The organism is Rhodococcus sp. NPDC056743, from assembly GCF_042790355.1.
Taxonomy (GTDB): domain Bacteria; phylum Actinomycetota; class Actinomycetes; order Mycobacteriales; family Mycobacteriaceae; genus Rhodococcus_F.
Window position 1 is genome coordinate 64,194 of sequence record NZ_JBHTZI010000006.1, and the last position, 24,977, is coordinate 89,170.

General features: G+C 62.0%; 26 protein-coding genes. 14 read left to right on the top strand and 12 right to left on the bottom strand.

Translation table 11 applies throughout. The features are described 5' to 3' along the window. Nucleotides 1-114 precede the first annotated feature (114 nt). From ACFRFQ_RS14730 to ACFRFQ_RS14740, 3 genes are read left to right on the top strand one after another with little or no spacing between them, the layout of a single operon-like run. A complete protein-coding gene (locus tag ACFRFQ_RS14730) occupies nucleotides 115-1,107 on the top strand; it encodes an ABC transporter substrate-binding protein (protein ID WP_378658744.1) in 993 nt (330 codons plus the stop codon). A gap of 37 nt (nucleotides 1,108-1,144) precedes the next feature. Further along, on the top strand, nucleotides 1,145-2,224 hold the full coding sequence (locus ACFRFQ_RS14735; RefSeq protein WP_378658747.1) for an ABC transporter substrate-binding protein: 1,080 nt from the start codon (nucleotides 1,145-1,147) through the stop codon (nucleotides 2,222-2,224). A gap of 4 nt (nucleotides 2,225-2,228) precedes the next feature. Beyond that, on the top strand, nucleotides 2,229-2,705 hold the full coding sequence (locus tag ACFRFQ_RS14740; protein WP_378658749.1) for an NUDIX domain-containing protein: 477 nt from the start codon (nucleotides 2,229-2,231) through the stop codon (nucleotides 2,703-2,705). A 54-nt stretch (nucleotides 2,706-2,759) separates the two neighbouring features. On the opposite strand, the gene nrdF is transcribed toward ACFRFQ_RS14740, so the two are convergent. After that, nucleotides 2,760-3,725, bottom strand: a complete 966-nt coding sequence (nrdF, locus tag ACFRFQ_RS14745) for a class 1b ribonucleoside-diphosphate reductase subunit beta (RefSeq protein WP_033231096.1) — start codon at nucleotides 3,723-3,725, stop codon at nucleotides 2,760-2,762. A gap of 171 nt (nucleotides 3,726-3,896) precedes the next feature. Between nrdF and ACFRFQ_RS14750 the strand changes: the two genes are divergently transcribed. Both ACFRFQ_RS14750 and ACFRFQ_RS14755 read left to right on the top strand, forming a co-directional pair. Continuing rightward, complete coding sequence (locus ACFRFQ_RS14750; RefSeq protein WP_378658754.1) at nucleotides 3,897-4,814, top strand: SPFH domain-containing protein; 918 nt, start codon at nucleotides 3,897-3,899, stop codon at nucleotides 4,812-4,814. A gap of 12 nt (nucleotides 4,815-4,826) precedes the next feature. Then, nucleotides 4,827-5,039, top strand: coding sequence for a hypothetical protein (locus ACFRFQ_RS14755; RefSeq protein WP_020969285.1), 213 nt, complete (start codon nucleotides 4,827-4,829; stop codon nucleotides 5,037-5,039). 102 nt (nucleotides 5,040-5,141) lie between these two features. Here ACFRFQ_RS14755 and nrdE read toward each other — a convergent pair whose 3' ends face one another. The 3 genes from nrdE to ACFRFQ_RS14770 all read right to left on the bottom strand — a co-directional run bounded on the left by nrdE (nucleotide 5,142) and on the right by ACFRFQ_RS14770 (nucleotide 8,102). Then, on the bottom strand, nucleotides 5,142-7,325 hold the full coding sequence (nrdE, locus tag ACFRFQ_RS14760) for a class 1b ribonucleoside-diphosphate reductase subunit alpha (protein ID WP_378658758.1): 2,184 nt from the start codon (nucleotides 7,323-7,325) through the stop codon (nucleotides 5,142-5,144). Further along, nucleotides 7,283-7,762: a class Ib ribonucleoside-diphosphate reductase assembly flavoprotein NrdI gene (gene nrdI / locus ACFRFQ_RS14765; RefSeq protein WP_138869251.1), complete on the bottom strand. Its 480-nt coding sequence runs from the start codon at nucleotides 7,760-7,762 to the stop codon at nucleotides 7,283-7,285. The genes nrdE and nrdI overlap by 43 nt, the downstream gene beginning before the upstream one ends. A 109-nt stretch (nucleotides 7,763-7,871) precedes the next feature. Then, nucleotides 7,872-8,102 (bottom strand): redoxin NrdH, encoded by a 231-nt coding sequence (locus ACFRFQ_RS14770; protein WP_033231100.1) that lies wholly within the window; start codon nucleotides 8,100-8,102, stop codon nucleotides 7,872-7,874. Between the two features lie 291 nt (nucleotides 8,103-8,393). Between ACFRFQ_RS14770 and ACFRFQ_RS14775 the strand changes: the two genes are divergently transcribed. After that, a complete protein-coding gene (locus tag ACFRFQ_RS14775) occupies nucleotides 8,394-9,233 on the top strand; it encodes a siderophore-interacting protein (protein ID WP_378658762.1) in 840 nt (279 codons plus the stop codon). A 90-nt stretch (nucleotides 9,234-9,323) separates the two neighbouring features. On the opposite strand, the gene ACFRFQ_RS14780 is transcribed toward ACFRFQ_RS14775, so the two are convergent. Further along, complete coding sequence (locus ACFRFQ_RS14780; RefSeq protein WP_378658765.1) at nucleotides 9,324-9,890, bottom strand: NAD(P)H-dependent oxidoreductase; 567 nt, start codon at nucleotides 9,888-9,890, stop codon at nucleotides 9,324-9,326. 107 nt (nucleotides 9,891-9,997) lie between these two features. Between ACFRFQ_RS14780 and ACFRFQ_RS14785 the strand changes: the two genes are divergently transcribed. Further along, complete coding sequence (locus ACFRFQ_RS14785) at nucleotides 9,998-10,597, top strand: TetR/AcrR family transcriptional regulator (RefSeq protein ID WP_378658768.1); 600 nt, start codon at nucleotides 9,998-10,000, stop codon at nucleotides 10,595-10,597. A gap of 36 nt (nucleotides 10,598-10,633) precedes the next feature. Continuing rightward, nucleotides 10,634-11,422: an META domain-containing protein gene (locus ACFRFQ_RS14790; RefSeq protein ID WP_378658771.1), complete on the top strand. Its 789-nt coding sequence runs from the start codon at nucleotides 10,634-10,636 to the stop codon at nucleotides 11,420-11,422. A 27-nt stretch (nucleotides 11,423-11,449) separates the two neighbouring features. Here ACFRFQ_RS14790 and ACFRFQ_RS14795 read toward each other — a convergent pair whose 3' ends face one another. After that, the gene (locus ACFRFQ_RS14795; RefSeq protein ID WP_378658774.1) at nucleotides 11,450-12,004 is read right to left on the bottom strand and encodes a nucleosidase; all 555 of its coding nucleotides are present in this window, start codon (nucleotides 12,002-12,004) and stop codon (nucleotides 11,450-11,452) included. Between the two features lie 33 nt (nucleotides 12,005-12,037). Here ACFRFQ_RS14795 and nadE point away from each other — a divergent pair, with 33 nt between their 5' ends. Next, complete coding sequence (nadE, locus tag ACFRFQ_RS14800; RefSeq protein ID WP_378658777.1) at nucleotides 12,038-12,862, top strand: ammonia-dependent NAD(+) synthetase; 825 nt, start codon at nucleotides 12,038-12,040, stop codon at nucleotides 12,860-12,862. A 73-nt stretch (nucleotides 12,863-12,935) separates the two neighbouring features. Here nadE and ACFRFQ_RS14805 read toward each other — a convergent pair whose 3' ends face one another. The 3 genes from ACFRFQ_RS14805 to moaA form a co-directional block, all read right to left on the bottom strand. Then, nucleotides 12,936-13,706, bottom strand: coding sequence for a hypothetical protein (locus ACFRFQ_RS14805; protein ID WP_378658779.1), 771 nt, complete (start codon nucleotides 13,704-13,706; stop codon nucleotides 12,936-12,938). A 363-nt stretch (nucleotides 13,707-14,069) separates the two neighbouring features. After that, entirely contained in the window at nucleotides 14,070-14,327 is a 258-nt protein-coding gene (locus tag ACFRFQ_RS14810) for a MoaD/ThiS family protein (protein WP_260684208.1), read from the bottom strand. Next, nucleotides 14,320-15,378, bottom strand: coding sequence for a GTP 3',8-cyclase MoaA (gene moaA / locus ACFRFQ_RS14815; RefSeq protein WP_378659623.1), 1,059 nt, complete (start codon nucleotides 15,376-15,378; stop codon nucleotides 14,320-14,322). The genes ACFRFQ_RS14810 and moaA overlap by 8 nt, the downstream gene beginning before the upstream one ends. Before the next feature lie 117 nt (nucleotides 15,379-15,495). Between moaA and glp the strand changes: the two genes are divergently transcribed. The 4 genes from glp to ACFRFQ_RS14835 all read left to right on the top strand — a co-directional run bounded on the left by glp (nucleotide 15,496) and on the right by ACFRFQ_RS14835 (nucleotide 19,824). After that, the gene (gene glp, locus ACFRFQ_RS14820; protein WP_378658783.1) at nucleotides 15,496-16,695 is read left to right on the top strand and encodes a gephyrin-like molybdotransferase Glp; all 1,200 of its coding nucleotides are present in this window, start codon (nucleotides 15,496-15,498) and stop codon (nucleotides 16,693-16,695) included. A 37-nt stretch (nucleotides 16,696-16,732) separates the two neighbouring features. Continuing rightward, nucleotides 16,733-17,761: a bifunctional molybdenum cofactor biosynthesis protein MoaC/MoaB gene (moaCB, locus tag ACFRFQ_RS14825; RefSeq protein ID WP_378658786.1), complete on the top strand. Its 1,029-nt coding sequence runs from the start codon at nucleotides 16,733-16,735 to the stop codon at nucleotides 17,759-17,761. Continuing rightward, nucleotides 17,754-18,167: a molybdenum cofactor biosynthesis protein MoaE gene (locus ACFRFQ_RS14830; protein WP_378658788.1), complete on the top strand. Its 414-nt coding sequence runs from the start codon at nucleotides 17,754-17,756 to the stop codon at nucleotides 18,165-18,167. The genes moaCB and ACFRFQ_RS14830 overlap by 8 nt, the downstream gene beginning before the upstream one ends. Before the next feature lie 232 nt (nucleotides 18,168-18,399). Then, nucleotides 18,400-19,824 (top strand): DEAD/DEAH box helicase, encoded by a 1,425-nt coding sequence (locus tag ACFRFQ_RS14835; protein ID WP_378658791.1) that lies wholly within the window; start codon nucleotides 18,400-18,402, stop codon nucleotides 19,822-19,824. 15 nt (nucleotides 19,825-19,839) lie between these two features. On the opposite strand, the gene bluB is transcribed toward ACFRFQ_RS14835, so the two are convergent. Genes bluB through ACFRFQ_RS14850 form a run of 3 tightly spaced genes read right to left on the bottom strand, consistent with a single transcriptional unit; the run spans nucleotide 19,840 to nucleotide 22,086 of the window. Then, nucleotides 19,840-20,469: a 5,6-dimethylbenzimidazole synthase gene (gene bluB / locus ACFRFQ_RS14840; protein ID WP_378658794.1), complete on the bottom strand. Its 630-nt coding sequence runs from the start codon at nucleotides 20,467-20,469 to the stop codon at nucleotides 19,840-19,842. Further along, nucleotides 20,466-21,488 (bottom strand): CobW family GTP-binding protein, encoded by a 1,023-nt coding sequence (locus tag ACFRFQ_RS14845; protein ID WP_378658797.1) that lies wholly within the window; start codon nucleotides 21,486-21,488, stop codon nucleotides 20,466-20,468. The genes bluB and ACFRFQ_RS14845 overlap by 4 nt, the downstream gene beginning before the upstream one ends. 34 nt (nucleotides 21,489-21,522) lie before the next feature. Further along, nucleotides 21,523-22,086, bottom strand: coding sequence for a lipocalin family protein (locus ACFRFQ_RS14850; protein ID WP_378659626.1), 564 nt, complete (start codon nucleotides 22,084-22,086; stop codon nucleotides 21,523-21,525). A gap of 300 nt (nucleotides 22,087-22,386) precedes the next feature. Here ACFRFQ_RS14850 and ACFRFQ_RS14855 point away from each other — a divergent pair, with 300 nt between their 5' ends. Further along, nucleotides 22,387-24,948, top strand: coding sequence for an AMP-binding protein (locus tag ACFRFQ_RS14855; RefSeq protein ID WP_378658800.1), 2,562 nt, complete (start codon nucleotides 22,387-22,389; stop codon nucleotides 24,946-24,948). Nucleotides 24,949-24,977 lie beyond the last annotated feature (29 nt).

Consider the following 24,977-nt stretch of genomic DNA (forward strand, 5'->3'; position numbering starts at 1 on the left):
TGCGGCGTGTCGCGCCCTGGAGCTCGCGCCGCCAGGACGCCGATTCCCGAATTCTCCGTTGTCAGGGTCTGGTTTGTTAGGGTCTGGCTTGCCTAACCTAATACAGGAGTACCCGTGAAATATTTTGCTCGCCGAACCGCGGCGGTTTCCGTCGTTGCCGCTTTGGCCTTGATCGTCCCCGCATGTTCGAGCGACGAGCCGGACACCACCACGGCATCGACCGAACAAGGGGCATTTCCCCGCACGATCGAACATTTCCGCGGTAGTACCGAGATTCCGTCACAGCCGCAGAGAATCGTTGCACTCGACAACAGCTTCACCGACGCCACATTGCTCCTGGAATCACCCCTCGTGGGATACGTGGACTACCGCGAACCGGGATTGCCCGATTACCTCGGATCCACGCGCGACGAGTTCGCTGCCGACGCAGTTTCCGTCGGAACCGTCGGGGCGGTCAGCCTCGAGAAGATCGCAGCACTCCAACCCGATCTGATCATCTCCGCCGAGGTCCGTGACGGAAAGAACTACGAACAACTCTCCGCCATCGCCCCGACTGTGTTCACCCAGACGACGGGGCCGACGTGGAAGGACAACATCCGACTCGTCGGTGAGGCCCTCGGCAAGGAAGATCTCGCCGCACAGAAGATCAGCGACTACGAAGCACGCGCCGCCGCTGTCGGAAGCGCCATCAACAAGACCGCGAACAACCCGGTCATCTCCGTCGTCCGCTTTGCCGGCGAACCGACAGCACGCCTGTACCGCACGACATCGTTCAGTGGCATCGTTCTCGCGGACGCCGGCCTCGCCCGTCCCGAGAACCAGGGCCCCGATCCTGCCGATCCGGGCAACATCATGATGAAGATCAGCCCGGAGTTGATCAACGAGGCCGACGCCGACGTCATCTTCGTCAGCACGTGGCAGGATCCCGAGGGCAAGAGCGCCGAAGCCGCGAAGCCGTTCCTCACGAGTCCGCTGTGGCAAACGCTGCGTGGCCGAACCGTCGACGTCGACGATTCCGAATGGATGTCTCCGGTCAGCATTCAGGGCGCACACCTGATTCTGGACGACCTCGCGGACACGTTCGGAGTGGACAAGTCGAGCAGCTAACCTAAAGCGGCGCCCGCCCACACAGGAAGCCGTCGACTTGACCGTTCTCTCCCGCAACACTGTCCGCCGCGTCACTGTCCGCCGCATCTCGATACTCGGCGTCGCAGCCTCACTCCTTGTACTGAGTGGCTGTTCGTCGGATACCTCCGACGACATCGCCAACAGCATCGTGCGTACTACGACGTCCATCGCCGGAGCCGGTGTCATGGGGCTCGCACGCGACACGGCATCTGCGTGCCCCACCCCGACAGCAGCCGACGCGGGCAGCGGCCCCACGGTGACGCGACGCGTCGTGCACACAGCCGGCGAGACCGAGGTTCGCTCGGATCCTGCGCGCATCGTTGTGCTCGACAGCGCGTCGATGGACGCAGTCTGTGCATTGGGATTGTGGGAACGTGTGGTGGGCGCCGCGACGGGCGTCGATTCACCTCAGCCGTCGTACCTCGGTTTCGGCATTTCGGAAATTCCGAGCGTCGGCCCGGTCAGCGCTCCCGATGTCAACGCGATCAAGGCAGCCGCGCCGGATCTGATTCTCGGATCGAGCCCGGCGTCGGCGGACCTGTACGGGCAACTGACCAGCATCGCACCGACGGTGTTTGCCGGTTCTGATCCGGTCTACTGGAAGGCGCAGTTCGCGTTGACCGGCCAGGCCCTCGGACGGTCCGCAGCCGCCGCCGCTGCCCTGGACAGTTATCAACAGGACGCACGGGAACTGGGCGAGTCGCTCAATTCAGCACAGACGCAGGCATCCGTGGTCCGGTTCGATTCGGACTCCCTGAACATCGAGGGGCCAGCCTCGTTCTCCGGTCAGATTCTCAGCGACGTCGGGGTGCGCCGCCCGCCGGCACAACGACTCGCAGATACGGTGACCGCCGAGATACCCGCCGACGATCTCAGCGCCGCCGAAGGTGATCTGATCTACGTACTGTTCGACGGTCCGAACGGGCTCAAGTACGGAACCGAAGTGATGAAGAGCGACCAGTGGCTCGATCTGGGCGCACCCCCCGCTAATCGCGTCTTCGCTGCCGAGGACGAAATCTGGAACGGCAACGGCCTGACTGCCGCTCGCGCCGTCCTCTCCGATCTTCAGCACACCCTCAACGGATACGCGAGCTGACGCGATGCCGATACCGGAGTTCATCACCGCACTGCGCGAAAAAATCGGTCACGCGCCACTCTGGTTGTCCGGAGTCAGCGTCGTCATTCGCGACGACGCCGGCCGGGTGCTCCTCACTCGTCGCGCCGACAACGGTCTGTGGGCCGTGGTGTCCGGCGTCCTCGAGCCCGGTGAAGAGCCGGCGTCGGCCGCCGTTCGTGAGGCCAAGGAAGAGACTGGCGTCGACGCGGAGTTGGTTCGTATCACGAGTGTTGATGTGACAGAGCCCATTACGTATCCCAACGGGGACATCACACAGTATCTCGACGTATGTTTCCTGGCCCGATGGACCGGCGGCGACGCGCATGTCGCGGACGACGAGAATCTCGAGGTTGAGTGGTTCGCGCCCGACAACTTGCCCGCGGACCTGACCGACACGTCACGCCTGCGTCCGGAAAAGGCGTTGCAGGACAAGGCAGAAGCCTGGTTTTGCACGAACTGAGCCCGATTCCCACCAGTGCAGGAATCGGGCTCGGTTGCCAGAGAGCTTCAGAGACTAGAAGTCCCAGTCGTCGTCTTCGGTGTTGATGGCCTTGCCGATGACGTAGGAGCTTCCCGAGCCGGAGAAGAAGTCGTGATTCTCGTCGGCGTTGGGTGAAAGTGCCGACAGGATAGCCGGATTGACGTCCGTCTCGTCCTTCGGGAACAGTCCTTCGTACCCGAGGTTGTTGAGTGCCTTGTTCGCGTTGTAGCGCAGGAACTTCTTGACGTCCTCGGTCAGCCCGACCTCGTCGTACAGATCCTGGGTGTACTCGACCTCGTTCTCGTACAGCTCGAAGAGAAGCTCGAACGTGTAGTTCTTGAGCTCTTCACGCTCCGCCTCGGATAGCTGCTCGAGGCCCTTCTGGTACTTGTAGCCGATGTAGTAACCGTGCACGGCCTCGTCGCGAATGATGAGGCGGATGAGGTCGGCAGTGTTGGTGAGTTTGGCCCGCGAGGACCAGTACATCGGCAGGTAGAAGCCCGAGTAGAAGAGGAAGCTCTCGAGCAGGGTCGACGCGACCTTGCGCTTGAGCGGCGACTCACCGTTGTAGTAGTCGAGAACGATCTGAGCCTTGCGCTGCAGGTTCGGGTTTTCCTCCGACCAGCGGAAGGCGTCGTCGATGTCGGGTGTGGAGCACAGCGTCGAGAAGATGGAGCTGTAGCTCTTGGCATGCACCGATTCCATGAAGGCGATGTTGGTGTACACCGCTTCTTCGTGCGGAGTGATGGCGTCGGGAATGAGGCTGACGGCACCGACGGTTCCCTGGATGGTGTCGAGCAGCGTCAGCCCCGTGAAGACGCGCATCGTGAGTTGCTGCTCGGGAGCGGTCAGAGTCCCCCAGGACGGGATGTCGTTGGAGACCGGCACCTTTTCGGGCAGCCAGAAGTTGCTGACGAGGCGGTCCCACACCTCGGCGTCCTTCTCGTCCTGGACGCGATTCCAGTTGATTGCGGAAACGCGACTGACCAGCTTGACCATGATTCCTACCTAGCGCGAGAGATACTGCCGAATGTTGGCTTGCCTGAACACTACCCGTTGTGTCCGACTCCAGACACCAACACAACAACATGTGTCGCACACGCCCGCCCGCCGAGGCCATAAATGTGATATCAATTAAATATCACTTACCGATGAGGAAGCGAGTCTCACATGACCAGCACACCCACCGTGGCCGAGAAACCAACCGGAGTTCCCACCACCACAATCGCCGAACGCCCAGGTTGGGACCTGTCAGGCAGTTGGATGCTGCTCGGCGGACTGATTTTGTTCCTCGGCGGAATTGCGCTGGCGATTGTCGGAGGACTCCTCGGACTCATAGCGCTGATCCCCATCGGGGTGGTGCTGTTCCTCGCGTCACTCCCCGCACTGATCGGGCTGACCCTGGTGCAGCCGAACCAGGCTCGCGTTCTGCAATTCCTGGGAAGTTCGTACAGCGGCACATTGCGCACGCCCGGACTGCGCTGGACCAACCCGCTGACCGTGCGTCGTTCCATCTCCACCCGCATCAGAAACCACGAGACCGGCCAGTCCAAAGTCAACGACGCCGACGGTAACCCCATCGAGATCTCGGCCGTTGTCGTCTGGCAGGTGGCCGATACCGCGCTCGCGTCATTCCAGGTGGACGACTACGAGGAGTTCGTCTCAGTGCAGACCGAGGCAGCTGTCCGTCATATCGCCGGCAGTTACCCGTACGACGCCGAAGGCCGAGTCTCGTTGCGGGAGAACGCCGACATCATCACAACGACGTTGTCGGAGGAAGTTCACGCCCGCGTGCGGTCGGCGGGGGTCGAAGTGATCGAGACCCGCATCAACCGGCTTTCCTACGCCCCGGAGATTGCCAGTGCGATGCTTCGGCGCCAACAGGCGGGAGCTGTCATCGCCGCCCGTCAGCAGATCGTCGAAGGAGCAGTGTCGATGGTCGACATGGCGCTCAAACAGCTCGAGGAGAAGCACGTCGTCGAACTCGACGAGGAACGCAAGGCCACGATGATCAGTAACCTTCTGGTCGTGCTGTGCGGTGACCGCGACGCACAACCGGTGCTCAACACCGGTTCGCTCTACCAGTAAAGGGAAGGCCACATGGCCACGGATCCAGCTCCGAGGTCGGAGCGCAAGAAGATCCTTCTTCGGTTGGACCCGGCGGTGCACGACGCTCTTGCCCGCTGGGCCGCCGACGACCTCCGAAGTACCAACGCCCAGATCGAATTTCTACTCCGACGGGCACTCACCGAGCACGGCCGAATGCCGAAGAACGCCGGCAAGATGCACGGCCCCGGCCGCCCACCCTCGTAGAAAAGGAACATCGTAGAAAAGAAAACGCCCCCGTGAGCCTTTCCGGTAGTGATCACTATCAGAAAAGCGCACGGGGGCGAAGCCCTTACAACATGCAAGCCCTTACAACATGCAGGAAACGCAGCCCTCGACCTCGGTGCCTTCGAGTGCCAGCTGACGCAGACGGATGTAGTAGAGCGTCTTGATGCCCTTACGCCATGCGTAGATCTGCGCCTTGTTGATGTCGCGGGTAGTGGCGGTGTCCTTGAAGAACAAGGTCAGGGACAGGCCCTGGTCGACGTGCTGCGTCGCGGCAGCGTAGGTGTCGACGATCTTCTCGTACCCGATTTCGTAGGCATCCTGGTAGTACTCCAGGTTGTCGTTGGTCAGGTAGGGCGCCGGGTAGTAGACGCGACCGATCTTGCCTTCCTTGCGGATCTCGATCTTCGACGCCACCGGGTGGATGGAGCTGGTGGAATAGTTGATGTACGAGATCGAGCCGGTGGGCGGAACGGCCTGCAGGTTCTGGTTGTAGATGCCGTGCTTCTGCACCGACGCCTTGAGCTCACGCCAGTCGTCCTGCGTGGGGACGTGCAGGTCGGCGCCGGCGAACAGTCCACGAACCTTGTCCGTGGCCGGCTCCCACACCTGGTCGGTGTACTTGTCGAAGAATTCACCCGACGCGTACTTCGACTGCGGGAAGCCCTTGAAGTAGGAACCGCGCTCGATGGAGATCTGGTTCGATGCCCGCAGAGCGTGGAACAGCACGGTGTAGAAGTAGATATTCGTGAAGTCGATACCTTCTTCGCTGCCGTAGAAGATCCGCTCACGAGCGAGGTAGCCGTGCAGGTTCATCTGGCCCAGGCCGATGGCGTGAGAGTCGTTGTTGCCCTGCTCGATCGACGGCACGGAGTAGATGTGCGTCTGATCCGACACTGCGGTCAACCCGCGGATCGCGACCTCGATGGTCTTGGCGAAGTCGGGCGAGTCCATGGTCTTCGCGATGTTCAGCGAACCGAGGTTGCAGGAAATGTCCTTGCCGACGTGGCTGTAGGTCAGATCCTCGTTGAACTCGGACGGCGTGGAGACCTGCAGGATCTCCGAGCACAGGTTCGAGTGCGTGATCTTGCCTTCGATGGGGTTGGCCTTGTTCACCGTGTCCTCGAACATGATGTACGGGTAACCCGATTCGAACTGCAGCTCTGCGACGGTCTGGAAGAATTCGCGAGCCTTGATCTTGGACTTGCGAATTCGCTTGTCGTCGACCATCTCGTAGTACTTCTCGGAGACGTTGATGTCGGAGAACGGAACGCCGTAGATGCGCTCGACGTCGTACGGCGAGAACAGGTACATGTCCTCGTTCTTCTTCGCCAGCTCGAACGTGATGTCCGGGATCACGATGCCGAGGGACAGCGTCTTGATGCGGATCTTCTCGTCGGCGTTTTCACGCTTGGTGTCGAGGAAGCGGTAGATGTCGGGGTGGTGTGCGTGCAGGTAGACGGCACCGGCACCCTGACGCGCTCCGAGCTGGTTGGCGTACGAGAACGAGTCTTCGAGGAGCTTCATGATCGGGATGACACCCGAGCTCTGGTTCTCGATCTTCTTGATCGGTGCGCCGTGCTCACGAATGTTGGTGAGCAGCAAGGCAACTCCGCCACCGCGCTTGGAGAGCTGCAGGGCCGAGTTGATGGAGCGCCCGATGGACTCCATGTTGTCTTCGATGCGAAGCAGGAAGCAGGACACAGGCTCGCCGCGCTGCTTCTTGCCGGAGTTGAGGAACGTGGGGGTGGCGGGCTGGAAGCGTCCGGCGATGATCTCGTCGACAAGTTCGACGGCCAGATCTTCATTGCCGGCAGCCAACGTCAGGGCCACCATGCACACACGGTCTTCGAAGCGCTCGAGGTAGCGCTTACCGTCGAACGTCTTGAGCGTGTAGGACGTGTAGTACTTGAACGCGCCCAGGAACGTCGGGAAGCGGAACTTCTTGGAGTACGCGTGATCGATCAGGAACTTCACGAACGTACGTGAGTACTGGTCGAGAACCTCGGGCTCGTAATAGTTTTCCTCGACGAGGTAGTCGAGCTTCTCGTCGAGATTGTGGAAGAACACCGTGTTCTGGTTGACGTGCTGCAGGAAGTACTGACGGGCCGCCGCGACATCCATCTCGAACTGGATCTCGCCGTTTGCGCCGTACAGGTTGAGCATGGCGTTGAGTGCGTGGTAGTCGAGACCGTTGGTGGAATCACCGCCGCGTGCGTCACGCTCTACGCTTCCAGCCGCGATCGTGTCAGTGATGGTTGGCGCCACTGCCCGTTCTCCTTCTCTGCTTCGAGATGATTCCAGAACTCCCCCAAGCCTTCTCGTACCCGTTCGACGTCCTCGGCAGTGCCCATGAGTTCGAAGCGGTACAGAAAAGGAACGTGGCATTTCTGGGAAATGATGTTTCCTGCGTAACAAAAGGATTCACCGAAATTGGTGTTTCCTGCCGCGATCACTGCTCGGATCAACGACCTGTTGTGTGGATTGTTCAAAAAACGAATGACCGGCTTGGGCACATAGCTGGTGTCGCGGCCTGTCACTGTGGTCCCGCCGCCGTAAGTCGGAAGGATCAGTACATAGGGCTCGTCGACGTGAAATGAGCCGTCACGGTCATGGATGGGTATACGTGTCGCAGGCAACCCGAGACGTTGAACGAATCGGTGGGTGTTCTCCGACACGCTGGAAAAATAGACCAGCGAAGTCATCGGTTGTCACCATTTTCCTCATGCGGTGCCCGGAACTTTCGACTATTCAGAACTTTCAACTACTGCACACGGGGCCAACAGCATCGTCGGCCCCCGGCGCGGTCGCGCTTCAAGCAGCGACGGCCAGCGTCTTGATGCGATCGGGACGGAATCCCGACCAGTGATCTTCACCGGCAACCACGACGGGTGCCTGAAGGTATCCGAGCGCCATGACGTAGTCACGCGCCTCGGCATCCTCGGTGATGTCGATGATGTCGTATTCGAGACCGGCCTTGTCGAGGGCGCGGTAGGTGGCATTGCACTGAACGCAAGCGGGCTTGGTGTAGACGGTGATGCTCATGAGAGTCCCTCTTTCGCTTAGCCAACAAAGGCCGATGTAGTGATGTTCAGCACCGATTCGACCGATTGCCGGAGCTTCGCTCAAGGCGTTCCGCGTTGTGGTCTCTCAGTGCTCAAGACACTACACCTAGTGGCCGACAGAATCACATAACCGAAGATGTTGTGAGTCACACAGATGAAATTCCCAGGTCGACCCAGCTCAGCGGCCATAACTCGGCGGCGCGTCGGCGTGTCGGCGCTCACATCTCCGCCAACCACTCGACGGGGTCTCAGGACGCCCCTCGGCCCTACCATGAGCGACGTGGAATCACCCCCGATGGACCTCCCCGACGACGAAGCCCCGCGCCACCTGGCAACCGTTCTCAGGGCCGCGCAGATCACGCCCGGAATGCGCAGAATCACCTTCGGCGGCGCCGGGCTGGCCGCCTTCGCATCGAGTGGCCTGCCCGACGAACGGGTGCTTGTCCGGTTCCCACTCGAGCCCCCGCACGCGCGCAGTTACACAGTGCGTCGCTGGAGCCCTGACACCGGTGAGCTCGATATCGACTTCGTTCTGCACGGCCACGGCGGGGCGGCACTGTGGGCCGAGACTGCGGGTTCCGGCGACGTCGTCCATCTGTCGACCGCCAGCGGGTGGTTCCGCCCGCCCGAGAACATCGAGTGGCTCACGCTACTCGCCGATCACGCAGCACTGCCCGCCGTCGGCCGGATTCTCGAGGGCCTGTCCGCCGGAATTTCCGTCCAGGTGATCGCGCAGATTCCCGATCCGAGCGAACAGCAAACTTTCACGACCGCAGCCGACGCCGATATCCGATGGATCGGCGGCGCCGATTCCATTCTCACCGAGTTGGCTGCCCGTCCCATACCGCCGGGCACCGGCTACGTCTGGTGCGCAGTCGAGGCTGCCGCCGCGCGCAGGGTCCGCACGTACCTGCGGCACACACTGAAGATCCCCGTGCCCGCCATGCACACCATGGGTTACTGGCGTGCAGACAAGGACAGCTGGGAACGTCGCTACGCTCTTGCCGCCGAGCGCATCGACGCGGCAATGGGCGCAGCAATGATGGCGGGCAAGGACTTCGAGTCCGTCCGTGATGCCGTCGACGAGGCCATGGAGCAAGAGGGGCTGTAGCAAGAAGGGCTGTAACTCACACAAAACAGCTCACACAAAACGAGGGCCACGCCCGGAAGGCGTGACCCTCGTTCACGAAACTGGTGCAGATTACGCGTCGACGAGCGTCTTCGTGGCGTCGACCAGGTCTGCGACAACCTTGGACACCTGTGCGACAACCTCAGCGTTTTCACGTGCGTGCGCGGTGCCGAACTTGTCGAACGTGCTGGCGACAGCCAGAGCGGAATCGCTGAGCACGTTGCCGCCGGCGATGCCGACAGCCTTGACGGTGTCGTCGTTGGCCCACTGCGCACCGTTGCCGCTGGGCGATGCGCTGATGACTGCAACCGGCTTGCCGGAGACAGCACCGGCACCGTAGGGACGCGAGATCCAGTCGATGGCGTTCTTGAGGACGGCAGGGATGGTGCCGTTGTACTCGGGGGTGACGAGCAGGAAGGCATCGGCGTTGCCGGCTGCGGCGCGCAGGGCGTCGACAGCGGGGATCGATGCACCTTCGACGTCGAGGTCTTCGTTGTAGAAGGGCACGTCAGCGAGGCCCTCGAAGATCGTCAGGGCAGCACCCTCCGGCGCAGCGGACACTGCAGTCTCGGCGAGCTGGCGGTTGACGGATCCGGCGCGCAGGCTTCCGACGAGAACGAGAACATTGCTCTGTGACATTGGGTGATTCCTTCGAGATTGGTGCGGTGGGTGGCTCTGGTTGAAAGTTATACCCTCTAAACGGACCACGGTCCACTTATATTCCGGAGCCATGTAATCTCGGTCAGGTGAGCGCAATCCCCCTCCCCCAGATCGGCGCGCAACCGGCCGAGCGCGGCGACGCCGCACGTAACCGGGCACTTCTGCTCGACGCCGCAGCGCTGCTCGTAGCCGAACGCGGCGTCGACGCCGTCACCATGGACGCCGTCGCGTGCCGCGCAGGTGTGGGCAAGGGCACAGTCTTTCGCCGATTCGGCAGCCGCGCGGGATTGATGCAGGCGCTCCTCGACCACACCGAGCGAGAGTTGCAGCACGCCTTCATGTTCGGTCCGCCGCCCCTGGGGCCGGGTGCGCCGCCGATAGACCGACTGGTCGCCTTCGGCCGGGCGCGCATTGCCATGGTCGAGGTGCAGGGCGATGTTCTGCGCGCCGCTGAGAACGCGCCGGAGTTTCGCTTCGGTGGCCCAGCCCGCTCACTGAGCATCGCGCACGTGATCAATTTGCTCCGCGCGGCCGGCGTCGAGGGTGATCTGGAACTTCTCGCCTCGGCACTACTCGCACCACTCGAAGCGTCGTTGGTTCTCTACCAGGTTCGCGATCTCGCAATGACGCCGGAAAGGCTCGCTGACGGTTGGGAAAATCTTGCCCGGCGCGTTACTCGATGTTGAAGACCTCGAGCACATTCCAGCGCCTAGTCTGAGCCAATGCGCATCGCAGCCGCCGTCCTCGGCCTCCTCGCCATCGCAGCCGTCAGCGGCTGTTCCAGCAACTCCGATACATCCGATACACCGGACTCGGTCGCCGATCCCGCAGGGCGGGTCTTCATCTCCACCCAGGTGGACGGAACCCCCATTCCCGGCGGCGGCCCGCTGTCCCTCGACTTCACGACGCCCGGCCTGGTAGCAGCAACCGCGGGCTGCAATACCTCCAGCGGCGCAGTCGAATTCACCGACGGCAAGATCAGCACCGACACGTTGGCCTCGACCATGATGGCGTGCGAACCCACCGTCATGGAATCCGATGCCTGGGTGACGACGCTCCTCGCCGCGCAACCGACCTGGACGCTGTCCGGCGACACACTCACGCTCACCACCGACACGACCACCGTCACGCTGGCCGACAAGAAGGTCGTCGACCCGGACCGCCCGGTCCAGGGCACAGCGTGGACAGTGACGTCACTCATCAGTCCGGACGCCATCAGCACCAGTGCTGCACTCGAAACCTCGGCCCCGGAATTCACGATCGCCGCCGACGGATCGCTCACGGGCAGCACCGGCTGCAACCGCATGATGGGCTCCGCGACGGTTACCGACACCACGATCACCTTCGCCCCGGCGGGTACCACCAGGATGGCCTGCGAACGTGACGTCGCCGACGTTGAACAGCACGTCCTGGCTGTACTCGACGGTGAGGTCACCTACACCGTCGACGCTGGAACCATGACGCTCCGCAAGCCAGACGGCAACGGCTTGATCCTGACCGCTCAGGCTTGATTCACCTGGATATCCACCGAGTCAAACTCAGACGTTCTCGGTCAGCCAGCGCCCCAATTCGCGGGCGCTGGCGTCGATTTGGGCCGGCCAGTCCAAAGCGGAATCGTCAGCCTGATCGCTCACATGCTTGACCAACCGGCACCGAGCACCAGCGGCGTGCGCCGCGTAGGCAACGGCAAAACCTTCCATGTCCACCAAATCCGCCCGTTGCGCGAGCGCATCCCGAACGGCCGCGTCGGAGACAAACGCGTCTCCGGTCGCCAGCACCGAAGCGTCACCCTCAGCGAGGACCAGTCGGTCGACAACGTCGTGGCCGAACGATCTGATGGCCGCACTGCTGATGTCGTGGTTGATCACGACCCCCGGCACGAACAGTCCACCGTGATGCACGTGCAGCGCGCCGGCAGTACCGATATTGACGACCATCGGCAACTCGCCAGGGAGAAACCGAGCCAGCGCCGACGCGACCGCCGTTGCCGCACTGACCTTTCCGATTCCCGTGATCACCAACTCGAACTCCTGCGGAACGTACTCCGCTTCCGCCTTCGTTGCGCTGACCACCAGAACTTGCTTCGCACTCATGCGCGAGACGATACCTGTCGCTAAAGTTCCCTCATGGCCACATTGCGCGAGAGCATCATCGACGAACTGGGCGCAAAGCCGTCCATCGAGCCGGCAGCCGAAGTCCGCACCCGGGTTCAGTTCCTGAAGGACTACTTGCTGTCCACTCCGGCCAAGGGATATGTCCTGGGTATCAGCGGCGGGCAGGACAGCACGCTCACCGGTGCGCTCGCTCAGCGCGCGGTGGCAGAACTACGCGAGGAAGGTCACAGCGCCGAGTTCGTGGCCGTTCGGTTGCCGTACGGAGAGCAGGCGGATGAATCAGACGCGCAGATCGCGCTCGGTTTCATCAAGCCGGACCGCAGCCTGACCGTCAACGTCAAGCCCGGCGCCGACGCCACAGCCCGTGAAGCATCCGAGGCCCTGGGCGACGGTGAACTGCGAGACTTCGTGCGCGGCAACATCAAAGCCCGTGAGCGCATGATGATCCAGTACGCCATCGCGGGCCAGTTGGGGTACATCGTGATCGGCACCGATCACGCTGCCGAGGCCATTACCGGATTCTTCACCAAATTCGGTGACGGCGGAGTCGACATCACGCCGCTGACCGGCCTGAGCAAGCGGCAGGGCGCGGCACTGTTGCAGGAACTGGGCGCACCCGAGAGCACGTGGCGCAAAGTGCCCACCGCAGACCTCGAGGACGACCGTCCTGCCCTCCCCGACGAGGTGGCGCTCGGACTCACTTACGCCCAGATCGACGACTATCTCGAAGGCAAGGACGTCTCTACCGACGTATCCGACAAACTCGAGAAGATGTACCTGAACACCCGCCACAAGCGGAGCGTTCCGGTTACCCCCCTCGACACCTGGTGGCGTTAGCCCCCACTTCCTGTAGACGCACGGCGCCCACCTTCCGACAGGAAGGTGGGCGCCGTGCGTCGTTCTGGTGTTATCAGCTGGCCGAGAGGCTGCCGAAGATGTTGCCCAGGCTGCCGAGGGAGCCGGTGCTCGTCTCGGGATCGTTCTTGGCGAAGTTCGTGGTGCAGCCGTTGAACTTCACAGCGTCGACGTGAGTAGAGGTGCCGATTTCGCCGCGTCCGACGCTCACTCCGTAGTGCTCGATCGTGGCATCCGGGTTGCCTGCGATGATGTCGTCGAGATCGGACGGAACGTTCCTGGGAGCACCCTCGATATCGCGGGTGCTGATCCACTTGCCGTTCTGGATGTTGGCATGCGTGCCCCCGGTGGCGGTGTCAGCGGAGACGTTTCCGTTTGCGACCCAGTACAAGGTCGCGAAGCCGTTCTCCCCCTCGGCCGGGTTGGTGGTGCCGGTCAGACGCAACTGGAACGAAGTCTGCGACGTGGCGGCCTTCTCCGCGAAACCGATCTCGTTCTTGACGGCGTCAGCGAGCGGGATCGAACCAGCCGAGTGGTACCACGCCGAACGGTTGTCGGGAGTGGCCTTGACGATATCCAGCTTCAGCGAGCCATCATCATCGAGAACCTTGGTGTCCGAATAGAAAGCAAGCTGATTCTTTTCATCGTCGAACGGAATACCCCAGCCGTTGGGGGTGGATTCGGTCGAGAGTGCCGAGCAGGTGAAGCCGGCGGCGTCGGAAGAACCGAGTGAGCCGGTGGTCGCTCCGGCAAGTGCCGGAGCGGCAAGCGCTGCAGCGCCGACGAGAGCAAAAGCGAGACCAAGACGACGCGTGGAATTAGACATGTAAGTACCTTTCACCATTTCTGCGGGGGAATTACGACAAAAAGTACCACATGAATTTGGTGAAGATATCGGCCCAGAATTTCCATTGTCATTCATTTGAATGACTTATCTACCTGGACACCACGTACGTTACATCCCCCAAAAGGAGGATTCATTCAGACAATTTCATCTAATCGGAACTACGATCAAATTCCAGTCAACCACTACGAAGAACTACGCTGACCAGCACAAAGAAACGGAAATGGAGATCAGACAGACTCGCCACATTCGGATCATCAGGACATCCGATCTCATCATTTAGGTCGGTATCTGTAATCGAAAGTACACGACAAAAAAATTTCAATGATTTTTGAATCGACCGAGCTAGCCGCCGGCAAAAGGTGGCAAAACGTCCACCTCGGGTCCCGCGACGCGGTCGATGTCCCGCGTCAATTCCTCACCGACAAGGAACGCGGAAACAGACAACACACGCTTCATATCCGACCCGTATTTGTCGGACAGAACAGCAACAAGTTCGGCGAGCGTGCTCGAATGCGGCAGCACCACAGTTTCGCTGCGGCACCCGGAAGCGTCTGCTGCCGCAGCGAAGTACCTCACCGAAATCGATTCCGAATCAGCCACCGATTGCACCCATACTTCGCTCTGGCGGCACAAAACCTTCTGCCGCGATTCCATGACCTGCCCACTTGTTCCACATTGCGCCCCGCCACAGATCAGCGATCTCATCGTCACCAGCGCCCGACCGCAGTGCTGCCCGCAGGTCCACTTCACGATCACTGAACAAGCAGGAACGAATAGTTCCCTCGGCTGTCATACGTGTCCGATCGCAGTCGGCACAGAAAGATCGCGTCACCGAGGCAATGATTCCTACCGTTGCCGGCCCGCCGTCGATATTCCATTCCTCGGCGGGCGCACTGGGGTCTTCACGGCCGATCGCGGTCAACGTGAACCGCGTCCCCAATACCGTGAGCAGTTCGTCGGCAGTCACCATGTTCTCTCGCGCCCACGTGTGGTCGGCGTCGAGCGGCATCTGTTCGATGAATCGTAATTCCACGCCGGCGTCCACACACCATTGGAGAAGCTCCGCCGCCCCACTCAATGTTTCGCGCATAAGAACCGCGTTCACTTTTAGTGGAGCCAGACCAACTCGCGCCGCAGCATGAATTCCCGCCAACACCGACGGCAATCTGTCGCGACGCGTCAATTCGGCGAAATGCGCGCGATCCACGGAATCGAGTGACACATTGACACGGGTCAAACCGGCCGTCGCTAATTGCGCGGCACGGTGTTCCAATCCGACGGCATTTGTTGTCATCGCCAAAGGAATCCCGGGAACTCGCTCGGCGCAACCGGAGATAATCTTCTCGAGATCTTTGCGCATCAGCGGTTCCCCGCCGGTAAAACGAACTTCTCGAATGCCTAAACGGTCGACTCCGATACCAACTACGCGAACAATTTCTTCGGTGGATAACAGATCTTCCGCGGGAATGACCGGCAATCCTTCCTCCGGCATGCAATATGTGCAACGCAGCGAACACTTTTCGGTGATCGAGATTCGAAGGTCACGCGCGACCCGCCCGAACTTGTCGACCAACACATCGGTCTCCGGGCGTCCGGCCATCGACGCAGAATTGCCACGGACAGTGGGGATCCCCACCACAACCGGAGTCATCGCTGCACCAGGTTCCACATCACTCCAGTATGGCGCAGTGGGCGACGCGACGTGTCACGCGGATCACTCCGCCCGGAATCAGACCATCTAGAATCGGACCATGTCGAGGCTATCGCTGTGAGCGCACATTCCGTCGAAGACCATCAAGCGCACGTGTCAGGACTATTGGCCGCGTTGCACACTCTGGCGCCCACGTCCCTACCCCTCACCGAGGCACTCGGGTCGATAGTCTCGGCTGACGTCACTTCTCCGGTCGATCTTCCGCTGTTCCGTAATTCGCAGATGGACGGCTACGCAGTCGACGCGCAGTCCGTGCGCCAGGTTCCCGTCACGCTCGCCGTCCGAGGAGTTCTCGCGGCCGGCAGTGGCACTCCCCCGAAACACCTCGCAGGCTCGGCGTTTCGGATCATGACCGGCGCACCCATTCCCGAGGGCGCAGACACCGTCATTCCTGTCGAGGACACCACCGGAACATCGAAGCACGCAGTCACGATCAACCGTGGACGCACCGCCGGAGAGTTCGTCCGTGAACGCGGAAGCGACATCACTGCGGGCATGCTCCTGGTTCGAGAAGGCACTCGCCTGGAACCACGGCACATCGCGGCACTCGCGGCCGTCGGCGCAGCAACTGTCACCACCTACACTCCGCCGAGGGTTGCCGTCATCACTACGGGCGCCGAATTGAAAAGCGCGGGAACAGAACTCAACCCCGGCGAGATCTACGACTCCAACGGGCCCGCTCTGGCAAGCTTGGCTCGTGCCAACGGAGCCGACGTCGTATCCGTCGCTCGCAGCACAGACGATCCGGCTGTGTTCCGCGAATTACTTTCGTATGCAACATCTGTCGCCGATCTAGTCTTCACCTCCGGCGGCGTATCCATGGGCGACTTCGAGGTCGTGAAGGAGACGCTGCAACCCTTGGGCGCCCGGTTCGGTCACGTCGCGATGCAGCCTGGCGGCCCGCAGGGCACCGCCGTTGTCAACGAAGTTCCGATACTGAGCTTCCCCGGAAACCCGGTCAGCACGATGGTGTCGTTCGAAGTATTTGCGCGCGAGAACATCAGACGCGCTGCAGGTCTGCCTCCCATCGCATCCGAACGTCGTGCATTGACCACTGCGCTGCGGTCGATTCCCGGTAAGCGCCAGTTCCTTCGCGGACGACGCTCCGGCGAGGGCGTCGAACCAGTGTCCGGCGCCGGTTCGCATCTTGTTGCCATGATGGCCTGGGCAGACGTTCTTCTCGACATTCCGGCCGACGTCACCGAACTCGATGCCGGAGCGCCAGTGGACGTCATTCCACTCTCTGCGTGGAACTAAGCAGGCTGGAACCGAATGAGGACGGTAAGGACTTTCAATGACCGAACTGACACACGTCGACGGTGAAGGCCGCGCCCGCATGGTCGACGTCAGCGCAAAAGCCGAGACGACGCGCATTGCGGTGGCCGCAGGTGAACTTGTCACCACCCCAGAGGTCATCCGCCTTGTCCGGGCCGACGGCATGCCCAAAGCCGATGTCCTCTCGACAGCAAGAATCGCCGGAATTGCGGGCGCAAAGAAGACATCCGAACTCATACCCCTGTGTCACCAACTCGCGTTGTCGTCCGTCAAAGTGGAGTTCGGATTCACCGAGACATCGATCACCGTTGAAGCGACGGCAAAGACTCGCGGACAGACGGGCGTCGAGATGGAAGCGCTGACGGCGGTTGCCGTCGCCGGGCTCACGTTGCACGACATGGTCAAGGCCATCGATCCGGCCGCCACCATGAACGGCGTCCGACTACTCACCAAAGACGGTGGTAAACGCGGACATTGGACACGCGAGAACCAGAACCCCGCCGAGTCCAGCACAGCACTTGAATCCAGCACGGCCCCTGAATCCAGCACGGCCCCGCACGCATTCGACACCACGCGCTCAGCGGCAGTCCTCGTCGCGTCGACCGGTGGCGCCGCGGGGACCCGCCCCGACACAACGGGTCCGGCCATCGAACAATGGCTCCGGGATCGCGATTTCGAGGTGCGTGGCCCACTGGTCTACGCCGACGCCGACATCGCCGCGGGCATCGACGACGCCAAAACCGGTTCGCCGGCCTTGATCATCAGTACCGGCGGAACCGGCGCTTCCCCGACTGATGCCACGCCCGAAGCGACGCTCGCCGTCCTCACCCGCGAACTGCCGGGAATCGCGGAGGCGATCCGCGCAAAGGGGCTCGAAAAGACCCCGCACGCGTCGTTGAGCCGCGGAGTGGCCGGACTCACAGAGCGCACTGTCATCGTCAACCTTCCCGGATCTCCGGGCGGCGTGAAGGACGGTCTTGCCGTCCTCGACCCCATCATCAATCACTTGCTCGCGCAGGTTGCAGGCGGAGGAATGCACGATGAGTGAACTGCTCGCAAAAATTTCCGAACATCCGATTCAGGCCGCCACGGTGGACGCGGCCGTCGCGGGACCGAAGAACGGCGCTGTTGTCGTCTTCACCGGCACGGTACGTAATCATGATGGCGGCCAAGCTGTTTCAGCCCTCGAATACCAGGCACACCCCGACGCCGAACGGTTTCTGCGTACGTGCTGCGAGGAAGTGTCAGCGTCCACCGGCCTACCCGTCGCCGCGATTCACCGCGTCGGACATCTCGAGATCGGCGATCATGCTTTGGTGGCCGCAGTTGCTGCCCCGCATCGCGCGGAAGCATTTGCAGCGTGCGCCGAACTGGTGGAACGAATCAAGGCCGAAGTGCCGATCTGGAAGCGCCAGCGCTTCGCCACTGGCGTTTCCGAGTGGGTCGGGTTGTAGAGAGGCCGCGGCGTCCGGGTAGACTCGACATCACTAGGTGCCCGAAAGTGGGCACCCAGCGTCGAAAGAACGCAACTTCAGTTCGCGGAGAGTGCTTAACGCACCCGAACTTCTTACGGCGAAGAAGCCTGCCGACCGGCAGCGCCGCCACCACTGTGCTTGATTGTCAGACCGGCTATTTGCCGTGTCGGCATCCGGGCACGCAAAGTGCCCCGAAAGGCTCTGAACACACTTGTCTGACACCTCGACTGTCACCACGACTACCGCTACCTTCGCTTCCCTCGGTGTACGTCCGCCGCTGGTCAAGGCCCTCGAAGACGGCGGAATCACCTCCCCCTTCCCGATCCAGATCGACACCCTCCCCGACACGCTGTCGGGACGCGACGTCCTGGGCCGCGGAAAGACCGGCAGCGGAAAAACGCTTGCCTTCTCCATCCCGATGGTCTCGCGTCTCGCGGGAGAATTAGCCGGCGGCAAGCGTCGTCCGGGCCGCCCGCTCGGGCTGGTTCTCGCGCCGACCCGCGAGCTCGCCACCCAGATCACCGCAACCCTCGAGCCGCTTGCCACGGCCTACGACTTGCGCGTCACCACCATCTTCGGCGGCGTGTCGCAGCACCGTCAGGTCCAGGCTCTCAAGGCCGGAGTCGACATCGTCGTCGCGTGCCCCGGTCGCCTCGAAGACCTCATGAAGCAGAAGTTCGTGAGCCTCGACGCCGTCGAGATCACCGTCCTCGACGAAGCCGACCACATGGCCGACCTCGGGTTCCTTCCCGTCGTCACCCGCATTCTCTCCTCCACCCCGGCCGACGGCCAGCGCCTGCTGTTCTCCGCCACCTTGGACAACGGCGTCGACAAGCTCGTCAAGCGATTCCTCAAGAACGAGGTCATGCACTCCGTCGACGAGGCCAACTCCCCCGTCGCCGCCATGACGCACCACGTGTTCGACGTCGATGGCGCCGAAGCGAAGAAGGCACTCGTCGAGAAGCTTGCGTCCGGCACCGGCCGACGCATCCTCTTCATGCGCACCAAGCATCAGGCTCGTAAGTTGGCTCGCCAGCTCACCGAGTCGGGTATTCCGTCCGTCGATCTGCACGGCAACCTGTCGCAGGCTGCCCGCGACCGCAACCTTGCTGCATTCTCTGCCGGCGAAGCTCGCGTTCTCGTTGCCACCGACGTTGCCGCTCGCGGCGTTCACGTCGACGACGTCGAGCTGGTCGTGCATGTCGATCCCCCGGCCGAGCACAAGGCGTACCTGCACCGCAGCGGCCGTACTGCTCGCGCCGGCAGCGCCGGTGACGTCGTCACCGTTGTCCTGCCCGAGCAGCGCAAGGACCTCGCGATCCTCATGCGTAAGGCAGCTATCAAGGTGACGCCGGTTCGATCGACTGCAAATTCCGAGCACGTCGTGAAGCTGGTCGGCGACATCGCGCCGCATGTCACCCCCGCGCCCAAGGCTCCGGTCGCACCGCAGGGTGGCGGACGCGGAGCTCGCCCGGCACGTTCAGGCCAGGGCGGACAGGCCCGCAGCGGCCAGGCACGTTCCGGTCAGGGTGGCCAGGGCGGTCAGGCTCGCAGCGGTCAGGGCGGTCAGTCGCGTGGCGCTCGTTCCGGCGGCGCAGGCCGGGCCCGCACCGGTGGACGCCCCGCAGCCCGCTAACCGCGAGCCGACAACTCAATAGGTTTCGAAGTGGACAGCGTCGGCCAATGGCCGGCGCTGTTTCCATCCGAAGCGCTCGAGATCCGGAACCTGTTGGAACTGAGTCACTTTCCCGATGCACAGCCATGCGATCGGCCGCACCGGCGCCGGAATATTCATCAGTTCGGTGAGATATTCCTCGTCGTAGAACGACACCCATCCGATGCCGATGTCCTCGGCAACCGCGGCCAGCCACAGGTTCTGGATCGCGAGAACCGCGGAGAACAGACCAGTGTCGTCGACCGTGTGACGGCCGAGAATGTTAGGGCCACCGCGCGAGGGGTCGTAGGTCACCACGATCCCGGTTCCACTTTCCGTGATCCCCTCGATCTTGATGGGGTCGAACGTCTCGCGCCGATCCTCGGGCAGGGACTGCGCAAATTTCACCCTCGCCTCCGCGACGTGCGCGGCAAACGTCGAGAGCGTGTCCGGATTTCGGACCACCACAAAATCCCACGGCTGCGTGTTCCCGACACTCGGCGCCCGATGAGCAGCGTCGAGGATGCGCATCAGCACATCGTCAGGAATAACCTCACCGGAAAACTCTGCCCGCACGTCGCGTCGGCGCCGGATCGCTTCGTACACAGATACAGCTGATTCACTCACGCTCCGACGGTATAGCGGTGCAATCCCAGCATCGCATCGGGGTGCAACTCGACTCCCCCGACCCGAATGCACTCGCTCAAAGTGTCCCGGACGACGGCACTGTCCATACCGCTACCGATCACTACCAACTGCGTAGTCCGCCGCTCGCCGGCCTTCCACCGCAGTGGTGTGATCCGCACGTGATCGCCGACGGTCTGCACTTCGAATTTGCCTGTGTACCCACGGATATCAAAGTTCACGAAACCCTTGATGCGGTAAACACCCGCTGGTTGGTTCTCGAGAAATCGTGTGACGGCGCGCGCGTCGAGCGCGGTGTCCGACACAAAATCGATTGCCTCGTAGTGGGTGTGGATGTGGTCGTGATGATCGTCGCGCAGCAGTTCGTCGAGGCTCATTTGTTGACCGGGTTGCGGCTGCGGCGCCGCCGCGAAATCGAACAGCAGTGCCGGGTCCACCCGAGAGTGAGTGGTATCCACAATCGGTGCTCGGGTGTTGAGCCCACGAATCACCTCCGTGAAGGCCTCGCGCTCCGCCGAGTCGACACAGTCGATCTTGTTCACCACCAGTAGGTCCGCCAGCCCGACGTGCTGGTCGAGTTCAGGATGGGTACTGCGGGTCGAACGGAAGTTGGCCCCGTCGACAACAACAACCAGACCGCCGTACACGACCCGCGGGTTCTCGCTGCCCAGGACGAGCCTGATCATGTTGCGTGGCTCCGCCAGTCCGCTGGCCTCGATGACGATGACGTCGATCTCGGATTGACTGTGCGCCAACTTGTCGAGCATCTCGTCCATGTCGGAGACATCAACCGCGCAGCACAGGCACCCGTTGCTGAGTGAGAGCGTCGAGTCGACTTGGCCGGCCACCATCATCGAATCGATGTTGACCGAACCGAAGTCGTTGACGATCACCCCGATGCGCACACCGTTGTTGTTATGCAGAAGGTGATTGAGCAGTGTCGTCTTTCCCGAACCCAGAAATCCTGCGACGACGATCACGGGAATCTGCTTTTTCACCAAGAAGTCCTAGCCACCTGGCAATCCTAGCGGGCCGTCAGATCGTGCAGAGCGGCTGAATCTCCTTCTTGCCTTCGGTTGTCGGTGACGTCACGATCGTGCAGGCGTTGTACCCGCGACTCTCGGCCACTCGGCGTACCTCATTCCACCCCGTGGCGTCGACTGCGGGTGAACGCGAGAGTACAAACCCTGACGTTCGAAGCGGGTCACCCACAAGTGCCCACGAATAGTCGTCGGCGATGTAGGTGACGACGTAATTTGGTGGCCCGTCCAATCCGTCCTGAAAAGGCACGCCCGGGAAACTGACATGCAGTTGCGCAGACGACCGAGTATCGGTAACTCGTGCATTACCGGCGATGCCACTCTGGTCCCCTGCCCAGGTTGTGCAGGTGTTCCGCACACTCACATTCGACGCATCGAGTACCTCGTACCTCGCCTGAGTGTCCTTGGCGCACATCAGGTTGAAGGGCTGCGGCACAGCGGCCAACTGGTACCAGTCACCGACGTAGCGTTCAACGTCCAGCTTCTCGACGGGCTGCAACGGCTCCCACAATTGTGCTGACATCTCCCCTGACATCACCCCTGACATCTCCACCGACATCTCGACCGACATCGGCGCACTGTGCGCCGGCACGGCCATCATGGCCACACCAACACTCGCACCGGCTACCGCAATGGCACATCTCCCCGACCAGTTCACAGTGTTGCCTCCCGTTAGTTCGACGCAGTTCGACATGGTTCGACAATCCGCCCGCGGATTGTTCCCACCTGACATTCGGAGCAGTTGATCGCTTGGATTGGTCAGTATGGAAAACTACTTTTGGTTTGTTATGGACCTTGGTACCCAACCTTCTGTAGTCTTTGCCAGTAGGTAACTGGTAGCCGGAACGGAGCGTCAGACATGAACGTTGTCGACCTAGGATTAGAACGGACGAGGTACGCCGTCATCGACGAGACAATCGAATCCCGGTGGCGCCGCGTCACCTCGATGCAGCACGACACCGTTGCAATAGTCACCCCACGCGATGAAATCACCTTCGCGGACCTCGAAGTCCGCGCAGACGCTCTCGCCCGTGAACTCGATATTCGCGGGCCACACGGCCGCTGCCCGGTTGCTGTCGAACTCGACCCCACTACCGAGGCCGTTGTCCACCTTCTTGCGACGCTGATTTCCGGTCGCCCACTGGTCATGATCGACCCGCAACTTCCACAGGCCAGGCGCGAGCACATCCTGTCCACGTCTGGCGCGGTTCCCATCACCACAGTTCTCGATCACGCCGCGGCCACCCCGTTCCGGTTCGGCAACGCACTCGAGTCGCTCAGCTCGGATCCCGCCATGATCGCATTCACCTCCGGCACCAGCGGCGCACCCAAAGGGGTAGTACTCAGTCACTCGATGTGTCTGAACAAGGCGGATGAGCTTGCCGCCGCCATCGATCTGCGACCGGACGATCACATCGGCAATCTTCTGCCCGTCAGCTTCGGCGCGGGCATCACTGCACTGATCATGGGTTTGATGAACGGCGTCACCGTGTACTGCTGGGATCCCCGCGTCGACGGCACATCCAACCTGGAGCGCTGGCTGCGCAAAAATGCGATCACGACCGCTCATTGCGCACCGTCGTTCCTGCGAGCGTGGACGGAACAACCTGCTACCGAACCCGGCGTTGATCCCGAAAGTTCCCTTCGCGTTGTCGTCACCTACGGCGAGGCAGTTCACGGCAACGACTACCAACGTCATCGTGATCGCGGATTCGCGGACGCGACCTACGTCAACTGGATGGCGACCACCGAGACGGGCGTCGTCGCCTACAACGCCTTTCCTCCCAACTCGACGTTCCCGCAGGGCATCATCCCGGCCGGTCGGGCGCGCGACGGGAAGGACGTCCGGATCGTCGATTCCGAGGGCAATCAACTGCCCGACGGCGAGATCGGCGAAATCCATGTCATTTCCAGCGACCTGGCCGACGGCTACCACGGCGACCCGGAGCGGACAGCACAACGATTCACGCAACTCGACGACGGTATCTGCCTGTACCGCACCGGCGACCGCGGATGCATCGACAGCGATGGCGAATTGCAACTCAAGGGCAGGCTCGACGACGCTGTGAAAATCCGCGGATACCTGGTCGAACCCACTGAAGTCGACGTCGCCCTCCGCGCTGTCGACGGCGTCGTCGATGCGGTCGTCGTCGTCCGCACCGAGAACGACCATCCGGAGCTCTGCGCATACGTGGTGAGCGATTCACAGCGAATTGCCTTGTCACCTGCAGAAGTTCGGCGCGAGCTGTCTCAGCGCCTGCCCGGGTGGATGGTTCCGCGCCACATCATCATGCTGGCCTCGATCCCCCGTAACGAACGCGGCAAAGTCGACCGCAACGCGCTGCCCGCACCGGCGCCCGTCGCCGCCTCGACCACCACGCCGACCCTCGAAACCATCACCGAATTTCGGGTCGCCATCATCTGGTCCAAGATCATCGGGATCGAATCACTCGATCGCGACGACGACTTCTTTGCACTCGGTGCAGATTCGCTCGCTGCGGCAGAAATGCTTACCGCGCTACGAGCCGCTGTACTGGTCACCGTGAGCGGCGCCCAGTTTGCCGGTGCCACCACCATCCGGGAACTCGCCGCACTCGTCGACGCGATGCTGTGCAACAAGAAACGTGACGAGGGTCGAGCGTCTGTGCTGGTTCCGCTTTCGACGAGCGGTTCCCGGACTCCTCTCTTCCTGATCACCGGAGCCGGTGCGCCGGCGCTGAGCTTTCTCGCGACGGTGCAGGCGATGTCCGGCGATCGACCGGTGTACGCGCTGCAAGCACACGGAATGGAATCGCGCGGCCTCCCCGACCGCACCGTCGCCAAGATGGCCGACCGGTACATCCGCGAAATCAGGAAGGTCCGGCCGCACGGACCGTACGCGCTCGGCGGCTACTCCCACGGCGGGTTTGTCACCCTCGAGATTGCGAATCGCCTCCACGCGGAAGGCGAGATCGTCGAACAGGTTGTCATTCTGGACACTCGGTTGCGAGAAAACATGATCGGGCCGCGGCCTGACACCGCCGAGCCGCAGGCCACATCGGACGCTGTCGAGCCGGTACTGAATGCCCGAGCCCAGACCTCGAAAAAGTCGGTTCTGGGTATCTGGCTTCGATACCAAGTTGCCGGCATCATGCAATTCGACCCGTCGATGCAGTGGTATCTCTTCTACCATCGCGGTCTGGCGTCCCTACGTAAGCACACCCCCAGCCCGTATCGCGGTTCGGTCGTGGTGATCCGCGGCGACGGCAACCGACAGGACGCGCACGACTGGTCGGCAATTGCTACGGGCCAGATCACCTTCGAGGATGTTGCCGGCTCACACGAAGACATTCTGAGGGCCCCGTACGCCGTAGCTACCGGCGAGGCACTCGAGCGCGCCTTGGTTCCGCAGCAGTCACGTCCCTGGCGGATCCGGGCATAGACAATAAGAAAAGCTCCTCACTCGCGAAT